This is a genomic window from Bradyrhizobium sp. 132, assembly GCF_023074185.1.
Classification (GTDB): Bacteria; Pseudomonadota; Alphaproteobacteria; order Rhizobiales; family Xanthobacteraceae; genus Bradyrhizobium.
On sequence record NZ_JADPKY010000152.1, the window covers coordinates 14095 to 27506 of the forward strand.

The window sequence follows — 13412 nt, forward strand, 5'->3', positions numbered from 1 at the left end:
CGATTACCTTTCCTTGGGCGTTTCTTCTCTAGGCTTGAAGAGTTCCGGCCGGATCATCCAGCCGCGGCAGCTTCCTCGACTTGCGTGAGGATGCCGCCGCAGATCAGCGTTTCCATGTGCTTGATATATTGCCGGCAGACTTCGTCGGTGACCGGGCCGACGCCGGTCGCGCGAGACATCGCGTGCCGGCCGAAGAACAAATGATCGCAGGCCCCGATCAGGCTGGTGTAGAACAGCACCGGATCGGTGGCGCGGAATTCGCGGTGACTGACGCCTTCGGCGAGCAGGCGGCGATGGAAATCCAGCAGCGGCGCGACGAAGAATTTCGAGACTTCGTCCGCGGAGCCCGCGACGCTCTCGTGCAGCAGATAGTGGATCAGCCGGTTCATGTAGGGAAACCGGTGATAGGCGCGGATGATACCGGCGATATGCAGCTTCAGCTTCGCGGTTGGCGTAATCGGCTGGGCCAGCAGATATTCGAGGTTGGAGAGTTCCGTCCCCGCGTCGCGCTCGAGCAGAGCCAGTAGCAGACCGTCCTTGTTGCCGAAATGATATTTGACCAGCGCAGCGTTGGCGCCCGACTTCTGCGCGATGTCGCTCAGCGAGATCTCGATCGAGGAGCGTTCGATCATCAGCCCGCTCGCGGCCACGAGCAATTTCTCTGCCGTGGAATTCTTTCCGCTGGGAAGCCTGTTCGGTACGCTGGTAGCCACGGAGATCCCTGAATGCGCTTTGAGAGGCGCGCAGATAACCTCAAGCAGCGCCTCCCCACAAGAGTTAATTGATCGATTGACTAAACGATCAGCCGCCCCTTAAATCCGCGCCGACAACCCGTTCGATACAGAACAATCCAGGGAGAAACCGACATGGCCGAGGCTTACATCGTCGCCGCTGCGCGTACCGCCGGCGGGCGCAAGGGGGGCCGCCTCGCCGGCTGGCATCCGGCCGATCTCGCCGCAAAAGTGCTGGACGAGTTGGTCGACCGCACCAAGGTCGATCCGGCCCTGGTCGAGGACGTGATCATGGGCTGCGTCATGCAAGTCGGTGAGCAGTCCAACAACGTCGCGCGCAACGCGATCATGGCCTCGAAGCTGCCGGAGAGCGTGCCGGGCACCTCGATCGACCGCCAGTGCGGCTCCTCGCAGCAGGCGCTGCACTTTGCAGCCCAAGCCGTGATGTCCGGCACGATGGACGTCGTGATCGCCGCCGGCGTGGAATCGATGACGCGCGTGCCGATGGGCCTGTCCTCGCAGCTTCCCGCCAAGAACGGCTTTGGCAATTACAAGAGCGCGGGCATCGAGACCAAGTATCCCAACATCGTGTTCAGCCAGTTCACCGGCGCCGAGATGATGGCCGAGAAGTACGGCCTCTCCAAGAACGAGCTCGACGAGTACTCTTACAACAGCCATCAGCGTGCGATCGCGGCGACGCAAGCCGGCCACTTCAAGACCGAGATCGTGCCGCTCGAGATCACCCGCGCCGACGGCTCCAAGGACACCCACCATATCGACGAAGGGATCCGCTTCGACGCCACCCTCGACGGCATCAAGGGCGTCAAGCTGATCGCCGAGAACGGCAAGCTTTCCGCGGCCAGCGCCAGCCAGATCTGCGACGGCGCCTCCGGCGTCATGGTGGTGAACGAGCGCGGCCTCAAGCAGCTCGGCGTGAAGCCGCTGGCCCGCATCCATCACATGACCATGATGGGCGGCGATCCCGTGATCATGCTCGATGCGCCGCTGCACGCCACCAAGCGCGCGCTGGAGAAGGCGGGCATGACGATCGGCGACATCGACCTGTTCGAGGTCAATGAGGCCTTCGCCTCGGTACCGACCGCGTGGCTCAAGACCACCGGCGCCGATCCGGAGCGCCTCAACGTCAATGGCGGCGCCATCGCGCTCGGCCACCCCCTCGGCGGCTCCGGCACCAAGCTGATGACGACGCTGGTGCACGCGCTGCAACAGCGTGGCAAGCGCTATGGCCTGCAGACCATGTGCGAAGGCGGCGGCATGGCCAATGTGACGATCGTCGAGCGGCTGTAAGCTGCTGCCGCATTAAAGGTGTCGTCCCGGCGAAGGCCGGGACCCATATCCAGAAGAGCCTGTAGTTAGGGCGAGTTAGGGCGACATCTAACTTCAATTACTAAAATTCGTGGTTATGGGTCCCGGCCCCCGTGCGCAATTGCGCACTAGGCCGGGACGACATCTCGTACGCCTTGGGACCGCGCTAATGACTCACCCGTCTGTTCACGCACAGACCACTCCCGACAAGATCGCCTACCAGATGGCCGCCACCGGCAAGGCGATCACCTATCGCGAGCTCGACGGGCTCTCGAACCAGGGCGCGCACCTGTTCCGCTCGCTCGGGCTGAAAGCCGGCGACCATATCGCGCTGCTGATGGAGAACCGGCTCGCCTTCATGGAGATCTGCTGGGCCGCGCAGCGCAGCGGGCTCTATTACACCGCGATCAGCCGCTATTTGAAGCAGGACGAGATCGACTACATCATCGCCGATTGCGGCGCGAAGGTCGTGATCACGACGCCGAAATGCGCCGACCAGATCCAGGGCCTGATCAAGGGTGCAGCCGGCGAGCCGGTCTTCTACATGATGGACGAGCCGCAAGCCGGCTTCCGATCCTACGACAGGGAAGCGGCCGCGCAGCCGACAACGCCGATCGCCGACGAGGTCGCCGGCTACGACATGCTGTATTCGTCGGGCACCACCGGCCGGCCCAAGGGTATCAAGAAGGCGTTCGAGGGCAAGCCGATCGACGAGCCGAACGCGTTTCTGCGCGTCCTCTGCGCCAATATGTGCGGCATGAACGCCGAGAGCACTTATCTGTCACCGGCGCCGCTCTATCACGCAGCTCCCTTGCGCTTCAACATGATGGCGACCGTACTCGGCGGCACCTCCATCATCATGGAGCATTTTGACGCCGAAGAATTCTTGAAGCTGATCGAAAAATACAAGGTCACGCAGTCACAGCTCGTGCCGACCATGTTCGTGCGCATGCTGAAGCTGCCGGACGAGGTCCGCAACCGTTACGACGTCTCCACGCTGAAGGGCGCGATCCACGCTGCGGCGCCTTGTCCCGTCGACGTCAAAGCAAAAATGATCGAATGGTGGGGACCGATCCTGATCGAGTATTACGCGGGCTCGGAAGGCAACGGCGTTACCGTCTGCAACTCGAAGGAATGGCTGGAGCACCGCGGCAGCGTCGGCCGCGCCGTGGTCGGCAAGATCAAGATTCTGAACGAGAACGACGAGGAGCAGCCGACAGGCGAGATCGGCACGGTCTATTTCGCCGACGCGCCTGTTTTCACCTATCACAACGATCCCGAAAAGACGAAGAAGGCCTACAACGCAAAGGGCTGGTCGACGCTCGGCGACGTCGGCTATCTCGACAGAGACGGCTTTCTCTTTCTCACCGACCGCAAGTCCTACATGATCATCTCCGGTGGGGTGAACATCTACCCGCAGGAAACCGAGGACGTGCTCATCACCCACCCTGAAGTCGCCGATGTCGCGGTGTTCGGCGTGCCGAACGAGGAGATGGGCGAAGAGGTCAAGGCGGTGGTGCAGCCGCACGATCCGAAGCGCGCCGGCAAGCAGCTCGAGGCCGATTTGATCGCCTACTGCAAGAGTCGCCTCTCCGCGATCAAATGCCCGCGCTCGATCGATTTCGAAGCCGAGCTGCCGCGCACGCCGACCGGCAAGCTGGTGAAGCGGCATTTACGCGACAAATATTGGCCGAAGGCGGCAGCGAAGATTTAGCGGCCCGGAATCGACGCGGAGTTTCAATCAAACAAGCTCGGCGTGTGGTTCACCAGCGCGCCTTCGATCTCCAGCATCTTCAACTTCGTCACCACGCCCCCATTGGCGGAGAAGCCGCCGGGCTTGTTGCCGGCCGCCAGCACGCGGTGGCAGGGCACCACGATCGGGCACGGGTTGCGTCCGAGTGCCTGGCCGACGTCGCGCGACAGCTCGACGCCGCCGAGCTGTTTGGCGATGTCGCCATAGGTGACGGTCTTGCCGGGCGGGATGGCGCGGGCGATCGCATAGACGCCGCGGTTGAACTCGGGCACGCCGTCGAGATCGAGCGGAATGTCGGTGAGGTCATCCGGCTCGCCCGCGAGCAGTTTTGTGATGCGGTCGATCGCCTGCTGCACGTCGGCCGTCGGCTCGGCTTCGCTGGCTTCAGCATGGCGCTGGCTGATGCGGGTGCGGATCTTCGCTTCGCCGCCCATCGGTAGTTGCGTGCCGTTGATGCCGCGCGGACCCCAGGCAATGGCGCACAGGCCGATCTTGCTATCGAACAGGGCAAAATGCTGGTCGGTCATGGTTTGGTCCCTGGCTTGCGTTCCCTCGCATGCCCCCAATGTGAACTGAGCCCAAATCTAGGCTTGGAAATAGTTGCGATCCACCCGGTTTCCGGGAATCTTGCACAGGAGTTCCGCAGCCCGCCGCGAGTCCCCGATGCAAAGCCTTCACGTCAACGGATACGACATGCCCTATCTCGACGTGGGCGAGGCCAGGGCGGGGCCGCCGCTGGTCTGCGTGCACGGCTCCCTTTCCGACTTCCGCACCTGGGGCTGCGTGCTCGGGCCGCTGACGCAGCGGCACCGGGTGATTCCTGTCAGCCTGCGGCATTTCTTCCCGGCGCGATGGGATGGCGTCGGTGACACCTATTCGATCGCGCAGCATGTCGACGACGTCATCGCCTTCATCGAGAAGCTCGATCTCGGCCCGGTCGATTTGATGGGCCATTCCCGCGGCGGGCACATCTGCTTCCGCGTGGCGCAGCGGCGGCCGGAGCTGCTCCGGCGGCTGGTCCTGGCCGAACCCGGCGGCGAGCTCGATGCGAGCCTCGATCCCGACTATGCCGGCGGGCCCTCGCCGCTGCTGGCGCGCTTCACGGCCTCGGCCGCGAAGATCGCGGCCGGGGACGTCGATGGCGGCCTCGCCGTCTTTGTCGACACGCTGGAGGGCGCCGGCACCTGGCCGCGACTGCCGGCGATGGTGAAGCAGAATTTGCGCGACAACGCCTTCACCCTGCTCGGCCAAGTCCGCGACAACCGCCCGCCGTTCTCGAAGGCGGATGCGGAAGCGATCAAAATGCCGACGCTGTTCATCCTCGGCGGGCGAACCAAGGGCCTGCTGCCAAAAGTGCTGCATGCGCTCGCTGCGCATGTGCCGTATGCCAGGACGGCGGTGATCCCGAACGCGACGCACCCGATGTTCGAGCAGGCGCCGCAGAAATACTCCGAAATGGTGCTGGATTTTTTGGCGGGCTGATCATGCAGACATTTCGCGTCAACGGTTACGACATGGCCTATCTCGAAGTCGGAGAAGGCCCGCCGCTGGTCTGCGTGCACGGCACGCTGGGCGATTTCCGCACCTGGTATTCTGTGCTCGGCCCGCTGTCGAAAGCACATCGGGTGATCTCGGTCAGCCTGCGGCATTTCTTTCCCGAGCATTGGGACGCCGTCGGCGACGATTACAAGATGGCCCAGCACGTCACCGACGTGATCGCCTTCATCGAGCAGATCGAACCCGCACACGTCGACCTCATGGGCCATTCGCGCGGCGGCCACATCGCGTTTCGCGTGGCGCAGGCGCGGCCCGATCTGCTGCGAAAACTAGTGCTGGCCGAGCCGGGCGGCGATCTCGACGCCAGCCTGCCGGTGCCTGAAGGCACGCCCGCGCATCCGCCGCTGGCCACGCGCACCACGCGCTCGGTCGAGATGATCCGCGCCGGCGACATCGAGGGCGCGCTGCAGAACTTCTACGAAGGCATCGAAGGCGACGGCTCGTGGCGGCGCGTGCCGGCGGCGGCGAAGCAGCAACTCCGCGACAACGCGCTCACCTTCCTCGGCCAGATCAACGAGCAGCGCCGGCCCTACACGCTTGCGGATGCGCAGGCGATCAGGACACCGACGCTGCTGATCGGCGGCGGCGCCACGACAGGGAGCCTGTCGGTGATGTGGCGCGTGCTGGCCGAGCACATCGCTGGGGCGAAGACGGCGGTGATCCCCAATGCCGGGCACTGGATGTTCGAGCAGGCACCGCTGGAGTTCGGCGAGGTGGTGAGCACGTTTTTGGCGGAGTGAGCGGCCTCGCACTTCCATTTCCTCGAAAACAACCCCATGCACAGTAGCGGACCCTAGCAATATCAATGGCTTGGTGAAGCGCAAAAACGAGCTCAGACGCCGCGTTGGCGGCGCTTGACGCCCTCAACCTGTCGTCGTACTTTCGAATACGGAATTCCGTATTCCTTTTCATCATTCGGAGCTGCCGGCGTGATCCCTCTCGACCCGCTTCCGAACCTGATCGACCAGGTCTATGCGCGGATCCTGGAGGCGATCTCCGACCGCACGCTGCAGCCCGGCCAGCGCATCCGGCAGAACGAGCTCGCCGACAAGCTCGGCGTGTCGCGCCAGCCGGTGTCGCATGCGCTGCACCTGTTGCACCGGCAGGGGCTGGTCGCCGAGAGCGGCCGGCGCGGCTTTGAAGTCACCCAGCTCGACCCCTCGCGCATCCGCCAGCTGTACGAGGTACGCGGCGCCATCGACGCCTTGGCGGCGCGGCTTGCGGCGGAGCGCGCGGCAAGCGACGCGGCGGGACGCGCGCGGCTGGATGCAGCGCTCGGCGCCGGACGCGGTATCGATCTCAAGACGCCGCTCGCGGAGCTGATCGCGCTCGACGTCGATTTTCACCGCGCGATCTACCAGCTGGCAGGCAATCCTGTGATCGAGGAGACGATCGCGCCGCAGTGGCCGCACATGCGCCGCTCGATGGCGACCGTGCTGTCCGAACTCGATTATCGCGGCAGTGCCTGGACCGAGCATGCTGCGATCGCAGGGCACATTCTTGCTGGCGATGCGAAGAAGTCCGAACGCGCGGCGCTTGCACATGCGCAGACGGCGGGACGGATGACTGAGGAGAGATTGAGAGCGACGGACGAGGCGGCGTAGGCATTCACGCCGGAACGACCATCAAAAACAACGCAAGGAGGACGACCCATGAAACTGTCCCAGGAGCAATTGGAGTTCTTCGACCGCGAGGGCTGGCTGTTCCTGCCCGAACTGTTCAGCCCGGAGGAGGTCGATCTTCTCGCGCGCGAGGCGGTCGGCATCTATGACGCGAACCGGCCCGAAGTCTGGCGCGAGAAGAGCGGCGCGCCGCGCACCGCCTTTGCCGCGCATCTCTACAATGAGGCCTTCGGCATCCTCGGCGCGCATCCGCGCATGATCGACCCGGTCGAGCAATTGTTCGGCGAAAAGGTCTACATGCACCAATTCAAGATCAACGCGAAGTCGGCCTTCACCGGCGACGTCTGGCAATGGCACCAGGATTACGGCACCTGGAAGCGCGACGACGGCATGCCCGAGCCGCGCGCGATGAACATCGCGATCTTTCTGGACGAGGTGATGCCGATCAACGGCCCGCTGATGCTGGTGCCGCGCAGCCAGGACGCCGGTGATCTCCAAGCGTCGCATGACCTCGCCACCACGTCGTATCCGCTGTGGACGCTCGACGAGGACACGGTGACGCGGCTGGTCAAGCAGGGCGGCATCGTGGCGCCGACCGGCAAGCCGGGCGGCATGCTGATGTTCCACGGCAACCTGGTGCACGGCTCGGCCGGCAACATCACGCCCTACCCGCGCAAGATCGTCTACCTGACGCTGAACGCGGTTTCGAACTACATCCGAAACCCGACGCGGCCGGAGTACATCGCGCATCGCGACTTCGCGCCGATCAAGACGGTGGACGACGACGCGCTGGTGCGGCTCGCCCGTGCGCCGCGGCAGGCGGCGGAGTAGAAACACTCTCGTGCCCCGGACGCAGCGCAGCACGTCAGTGATGCGCTGCTGAGCCGGGGCCCACGCCGCGCGCAATACTCTCTCACTGGGTCCCGGCTCTGCGAAGCAGCGTTGCCGGACGATGCTACGCATCGCCTAGGCTGCACCGCGTCCGGGACACGATACTTCATCGGGTAACAACATGAACCTCTTCCGCCTTCTCCAGGCCCGCGCTTCCGCCGGCAAGCCCGTCCGTGTCGCGCTGATCGGCGCCGGCAAATTCGGCTCGATGTTTCTGGCGCAGGTGCCGCATACGCCGGGGCTCGTGGTCCCCATCATTGTCGACATCGACCGGGATCGTGCGCGCGAGGCCTGCCGCACGGTCGGGTGGGACGAGGCCCGCATTGCCGCGACCGTCTTCACCGATGACGGCGCGCGCGCGATTGCCGGCGACGCGATGGACGTGGTGGTGGAGGCGACCGGCAATCCCGCCGTCGGCATCAGGCACGCGCGTGCCGCGATCGCGGCGGGCAAGCATATCGTGATGGTCAATGTCGAGGCCGACGTGCTGGCGGGTCCGCTGCTCGCCGAGGAAGCGCGCAAGGCCGGCGTGGTCTATTCGCTCGCCTATGGCGACCAGCCGGCGCTGACCGCGGAGATGGTGGATTGGGCCTGCGCCACCGGGTTTCGCGTGGTTGCCGCGGGCAAGGGGACGAAGTATCTGCCGACCTATCACGACGTGACGCCTGACAGCGTCTGGCAGCATTACGGGCTGACCGCGGGAGAGGCGCAATCGGCCGGGATGAATCCGCAGATGTTCAACTCCTTCCTCGACGGCACCAAGTCGGCGATCGAGATGGCCGCGATCGCCAATGCCTGCGGACTGGACGTACCCGCGGATGGCCTGCTGTTTCCGCCCTGCGGCGTCGACGACCTGCCGCATATCATGCGCCCCCGCGACAAAGGCGGCGTGCTGGAGCGGTCCGGCGTGGTGGAAGTGGTCTCCTCGCTCGAGCGCGACGGAAGGCCGGTGTTTCGCGATCTGCGCTGGGGCGTTTACGTCGTACTGGAGGCGCCGAACGACTACGCCGCCGACTGCTTCAGGCAGTACGGGCTGAAGACCGACGCCAGCGGCCGCTTCGCTGCGATGTACAAGCCCTATCATTTGATCGGCCTCGAGCTGAACATCTCGGTGCTGTCGGCCGCGCTGCGGGGCGAGCCAACCGGGCAGCCCTACGGCTTCCGCGGCGACGTCGCCTCGGTGGCAAAACGCAATCTGCGCGCCGGCGAGATGCTGGACGGCGAAGGCGGCTACACGGTGTGGGGCAAGCTGGTGCCGGCGGCCGCGAGCCTGAAGGCCGGCGCGCTGCCGATCGGCCTGGCGCATCGGCTGAAGCTGAAGCACGACGTCGCCCATGGCGAGATCGTGCGCTGGAGCGACGTCGAATTTGACGCAGGCAACGAGACGATCAGGACTCGGAACGCAATGGAAGCGGCGTTCGTAAGCGCGGATCAGGTCGCGCACTCATAAATCGAGATTCATTGGTGCGGCCTGAGCGATGTCCGCCGGCCGACGCTTTGCGGACTCAAGCTGAACATTGTCTCAGGTCAGCTATGGGCCAACACCGGAAGTCGCTCGCGACCATCTTTTTCCGTAGCCATGGTCATTTCCCGGGCTGAATATGCACATTGTACTCGGCATTGCCGGCGCGGGGATTGCCAGTGCAATCTTAAGCGCCTCGGTATCAACTTGGATGGATAGGTCCGCTACCTGATTTCCGGCTTCATTGGCGGGTCTCACTAATTTGGATTGTTCGTGCCGTACGGCCAACTTGAGGCTTCAGAATACTTTTGGACCACCAGGGCCAGCGGCCTGCACACGAGCAGACTGTCAGTCTCAAAGATCGCGAATACGCTGGCCCATGGAGGGCCGTGCAATAGTCGAGCTATCATTAACGGAACTGCCGAAGGGGGCAGATTATTTCGAATGTCGGCCCGTTAGCGGCGACAGCATTTTGAATTCGCACGATTGCCCGCGTCATTCCTGATCCGATTTCCTGCATCGTGATCGACGCCCTCTTGCGGGTCCTCCGTATTTGCCCATCTCCGTATCCGGAAGGCGATCGCGTTGCAGGCCCCAAAAACCGGGAGACACGTCGATGACATCACAGGGCGACGAGACCGCGCAGTCCACGCGCATGGCGAATATTCCGTACGATCAGCGAGCCAAGATCACCATCGAGCGCAAAGGCCAGACAGTGTTGATTGGCATCAACCGGCCCTACATCGACAACCGACTGGACCCGGACGCGACAGAGAGCCTGGCGCGAGCCTACTACAATTACGACCGCGATCCCTCCCTCCGTGCCGCAGTTCTGTTCGGCTATGGCGATCGCTTCTCCAGAGGTATCGATGTCGATGCCTACAAGGCCTTCGCTCAGTCCGGAAAAAAGATGATGGATGGACCCGGCTTTATCGACCCTCTCGGGCGCACCAAGCCGGCGCTCACGAAGCCCCTGGTTGTCGCGGTGCATGGCGACACCTGGAATATGGCGCACGAGCTTTTTCTTGTCGCCGACATACGCGTGGCGTCGGAAGACACGGAGTTCGGTCAGGACGAGAACACGCACGGCCGTTTTCCCGGCGGCGGTTCAACGGTACGTTTCCCCAGAGAGGCCGGATGGGGCAATGCGATGCGCTTCATTCTAACAGGCGATCATTGGGGAGCGAAGGAAGCTCTCCGGATGGGAATGGTTCAGGAAGTGACCCCGGACCGGGATGCGGCTCTCGCGAAGGCTGTCGAGATCGCCAGCAAGATCGCCGCATGCGGCCCTCTCGGCATCAAGACGTCGCTGGCCTCCTCGCATATGGCGCTCGACGACTCCGAAACGGCGCTGGGCAAGCTCGACGACCAATATCGTGCGTTGTACGCGACCTGGGATTTCCGGGAAGGCCGCGATGCCGAGGTAGAAAAGCGTCCGCCCGTTTACGAGGGACGTTAGCGGCAAGCTCTCGACGATGGCTTATTTGCTCAGGACGTCTGGATTCTTGGGCGCTGCAAAGGCACGGGTGCGGTGATCCCCGGGTTGAGACCATCGCAGGCACGGTTCGCGCCGACCGAAGCAGAGGTTCAGCCGTTCATCATCCCGACGCAGAACAAAACCTCAGTGATTTCCGCAATGGGTCGCAACCCGACAAACTGGCGCTCGGCTGCAAACTTCCGGTCTACCCCTCTGAGCCGACATGTAGCGGCACCGCCCCGACGGTAGCGATGGGCCAAAACCGGACAGACTCCAAACAACAGGCATTCGGCTTGCTCACGGCAGTCGGCGCCCTATCTCGAATGGATCGCGAAGGGTTCAAAAAATGGAACGTTCCGCACTTGTCGCAGGAGCAACCGGCATAGTGGGCAACAATCTTGCCCAACATCTCCTGGAGCGGGGGTGGTCAGTTTACGGACTGGCACGCAGGCCAGCAATTGATATCCCCGGTATGTTGCCAATCGCTGCTGATCTGTTGGATCCGGCGTCCCTGGGTTCGGCGCTGCGCGAACTGCGTCCCACGCATGTTTTCTTCAGCACGTGGCTTAGGCAGAAAACGGAGGCAGAGAATATCCTGGTCAACTCTGTGATGGTGCGCAACTTGCTGGATGCATTGTCGTCTGCCGGGTCGGTCAGGCACGTCACACTTGTAACTGGCCTCAAGCACTATCTCGGGCCGTTCGAAGCCTATGGTCAAAGCAGCTTGATCGCCACTCCGTTTCGAGAGGACCAACCTCGGCTCGATACCGAGAATTTCTATTATGCCCAGGAAGACGAGGTGTTCGCGGCGGCGAATCGTGACGGCTTCAACTGGAACATTCACCGGCCACATACGATCATAGGCTATGCCGTCGGGAATGCCATGAACATGGGCACGACGCTCGCTGCGTACGCCACGATCTGCCGCGAAATCGGACGCCCGTTTCTGTTTCCAGGCTCTGCAACTCAGTGGAACGCACTAACGGATATGACGGACGCTAGACTGTTGGCCAGACATCTGGAATGGGCGGCCACGACAGATGCTGCCCGCAATCAGGCTTTCAATGTTGTCAACGGGGACGTGTTCCGTTGGAAGTGGATGTGGGGGCGCTTGGCAGCTTGGTTCGGACTGCAGCCAGCAGCGTTTCCGAGCGAAAGCCTTCCGCTTGAGCGACAGATGAGCGACGCCCATCAGATTTGGTCCGACATCGCCCGGAAGCATCGTCTGGCAGAACCGGATCTCAACCGGCTCGCGTCTGCGTGGCACACCGATGGTGACCTCGGTCGGCCGATCGAGGTTGTCACCGACATGAGCAAGAGTCGTCGGCTGGGGTTCCTTGACTATCAGGCGACGGACGAAAGTTTCTTCGACCTGTTCACGACTCTGCGAGAGAAGCGGATCATACCGTGAGCGAGGCGGCTCGCTCGAGGCGTTCGAACCGAGCGCGACTTCGGCTTAGGGTCAAAAGCGTCGGTCTAGCGCTCCACTGCAAACTTCCGGTCTACCCCGCTGAACCGACATGGAGCGGCACCGCCTTAACGTAGCGATCGCCAGAAGCGTCGTTCGAACGTGAAAGCAAGGAGCGGCGCGCGCACCACCTACAACGGGGGTTGCTGCTTGGAGAAAATGCAATGCGTGTTGTCTTGGGATTATGCCTTGTGATCGCGTCGTGTGCTTCTGCGAACGCCGCCCCAAGGTCGCATCACAACTCGCGACAAGCGATGACGCGTCCTGGCCAGGCTGGTACCCCGAGCTATATCACTCCACGCGGCGTGCACATCTATCGCGACGATTCCGTTCCGGGAGGTCTCCGGACAGATCACGACGATCCTCCTGCCTTCGATGATCCATCCAAGTTTGGCGGCGGCTGATTGACGGAATCAGCGCGCGTCTGCTTTGGGTCAGACTGCGAAGAACTCAGGATGAGCAAATGCCGTCCGGATTACCCCTGAATGCGGACACCGCTCGGTGCAATTGGCATGTCGCGAAATTCACACCAGCAGACGATGCTTGCCAGCTAACTAGCAAGCTACGCGGGCTCATCTGTTGGGCTGCCTGCGTTCCCTATGAGCAACGACCTCGAAGAGCAGGACGAAGGGTCCGATTATCGCAAAGCCGACGGTCCCGGATATGAGGATCATCTGAACCACGGAGTATTACTTCGTTACTTCTCCAGCCTTGATCTTTCCCGAGGCTGGGAATTTTGGTGAGGCTCATAGCTCATCATCGTCGCCATCGTCATCCTGATCGTCTTCGTCCGAATCGACGGCCATCGCTTCGATGTACTCACGACGGACAGCCCCAGCTGTGCGGCCCGATGTCGGATCGGCCAGGAAAAACCACCATCCCCCGGTCTCCTTTCCATAGATGGCAATCGCGCTTCACTTGCGGTCTCAAAAGGCTGACCATCCACTTCCACGCGCGGGTCATTCCAAGTTGCGAGATATCTTTTTCTAAAGCGCCCATTCGCCTACCGTATTAACTGGGGCGGTACGCCCATGTTCGTGCCACGTTTTGAGCTGATGCTTGAAGCACGGCAGAAAAAAACAAAAGCGTCGGAGGAAACCGTCATGACAACGAAGTTGGCAAGTG

Annotated in this window: 11 protein-coding genes; 9 read left to right on the top strand and 2 right to left on the bottom strand. The window is 62.7% G+C overall.

From position 1 onward, the window contains the following. Positions 1-53: 53 nt before the first annotated feature. Entirely contained in the window at positions 54-713 is a 660-nt protein-coding gene (locus IVA74_RS32395; RefSeq protein ID WP_346730994.1) for a TetR family transcriptional regulator, read from the bottom strand. Between the two features lie 153 nt (positions 714-866). Here IVA74_RS32395 and IVA74_RS32400 point away from each other — a divergent pair, with 153 nt between their 5' ends. Then, positions 867-2039 (top strand): acetyl-CoA C-acetyltransferase, encoded by a 1173-nt coding sequence (locus IVA74_RS32400; RefSeq protein WP_247351051.1) that lies wholly within the window; start codon positions 867-869, stop codon positions 2037-2039. A gap of 187 nt (positions 2040-2226) precedes the next feature. Beyond that, positions 2227-3771: an acyl-CoA synthetase gene (locus IVA74_RS32405; protein WP_247351054.1), complete on the top strand. Its 1545-nt coding sequence runs from the start codon at positions 2227-2229 to the stop codon at positions 3769-3771. A 23-nt stretch (positions 3772-3794) separates the two neighbouring features. Here the strand turns inward: IVA74_RS32405 and IVA74_RS32410 are convergent, their stop codons facing one another. Continuing rightward, positions 3795-4337 carry a methylated-DNA--[protein]-cysteine S-methyltransferase gene (locus IVA74_RS32410; protein WP_247351055.1) on the bottom strand — a complete coding sequence of 181 codons (543 nt, stop codon included), beginning with the start codon at positions 4335-4337 and terminating at the stop codon, positions 3795-3797. A 136-nt stretch (positions 4338-4473) separates the two neighbouring features. Between IVA74_RS32410 and IVA74_RS32415 the strand changes: the two genes are divergently transcribed. The 7 genes from IVA74_RS32415 to IVA74_RS32445 all read left to right on the top strand — a co-directional run bounded on the left by IVA74_RS32415 (position 4474) and on the right by IVA74_RS32445 (position 12230). Continuing rightward, positions 4474-5292: an alpha/beta hydrolase gene (locus IVA74_RS32415; protein ID WP_247351056.1), complete on the top strand. Its 819-nt coding sequence runs from the start codon at positions 4474-4476 to the stop codon at positions 5290-5292. A 2-nt stretch (positions 5293-5294) separates the two neighbouring features. Beyond that, positions 5295-6107 (top strand): alpha/beta hydrolase, encoded by an 813-nt coding sequence (locus tag IVA74_RS32420; RefSeq protein ID WP_247351057.1) that lies wholly within the window; start codon positions 5295-5297, stop codon positions 6105-6107. A gap of 189 nt (positions 6108-6296) precedes the next feature. After that, positions 6297-6971: a GntR family transcriptional regulator gene (locus IVA74_RS32425; RefSeq protein ID WP_247351058.1), complete on the top strand. Its 675-nt coding sequence runs from the start codon at positions 6297-6299 to the stop codon at positions 6969-6971. A gap of 48 nt (positions 6972-7019) precedes the next feature. Then, entirely contained in the window at positions 7020-7820 is an 801-nt protein-coding gene (locus IVA74_RS32430; RefSeq protein WP_247351059.1) for a phytanoyl-CoA dioxygenase family protein, read from the top strand. A 181-nt stretch (positions 7821-8001) separates the two neighbouring features. Then, a complete protein-coding gene (locus tag IVA74_RS32435) occupies positions 8002-9330 on the top strand; it encodes a Gfo/Idh/MocA family oxidoreductase (protein WP_247351060.1) in 1329 nt (442 codons plus the stop codon). Positions 9331-9958: 628 nt separating this feature from the next. Then, a complete protein-coding gene (locus IVA74_RS32440; protein ID WP_247351062.1) occupies positions 9959-10801 on the top strand; it encodes an enoyl-CoA hydratase-related protein in 843 nt (280 codons plus the stop codon). A 364-nt stretch (positions 10802-11165) separates the two neighbouring features. Continuing rightward, positions 11166-12230: an SDR family oxidoreductase gene (locus IVA74_RS32445; protein ID WP_247351064.1), complete on the top strand. Its 1065-nt coding sequence runs from the start codon at positions 11166-11168 to the stop codon at positions 12228-12230. Positions 12231-13412: the final 1182 nt, after the last annotated feature.

Bases quoted from the DNA above. Each gene is read 5' to 3' on its own strand.
- IVA74_RS32400 (WP_247351051.1), top strand. From the start codon at position 867: ATGGCCGAGGCTTACATCGTCGCCGCTGCGCGTACCGCCGGCGGGCGC.
- IVA74_RS32405 (WP_247351054.1), top strand. From the start codon at position 2,227: ATGACTCACCCGTCTGTTCACGCACAGACCACTCCCGACAAGATCGCC.
- IVA74_RS32410 (WP_247351055.1), bottom strand. From the start codon at position 4,337: ATGACCGACCAGCATTTTGCCCTGTTCGATAGCAAGATCGGCCTGTGC.
- IVA74_RS32415 (WP_247351056.1), top strand. From the start codon at position 4,474: ATGCAAAGCCTTCACGTCAACGGATACGACATGCCCTATCTCGACGTG.
- IVA74_RS32420 (WP_247351057.1), top strand. From the start codon at position 5,295: ATGCAGACATTTCGCGTCAACGGTTACGACATGGCCTATCTCGAAGTC.
- IVA74_RS32430 (WP_247351059.1), top strand. From the start codon at position 7,020: ATGAAACTGTCCCAGGAGCAATTGGAGTTCTTCGACCGCGAGGGCTGG.
- IVA74_RS32435 (WP_247351060.1), top strand. From the start codon at position 8,002: ATGAACCTCTTCCGCCTTCTCCAGGCCCGCGCTTCCGCCGGCAAGCCC.
- IVA74_RS32440 (WP_247351062.1), top strand. From the start codon at position 9,959: ATGACATCACAGGGCGACGAGACCGCGCAGTCCACGCGCATGGCGAAT.
- IVA74_RS32445 (WP_247351064.1), top strand. From the start codon at position 11,166: ATGGAACGTTCCGCACTTGTCGCAGGAGCAACCGGCATAGTGGGCAAC.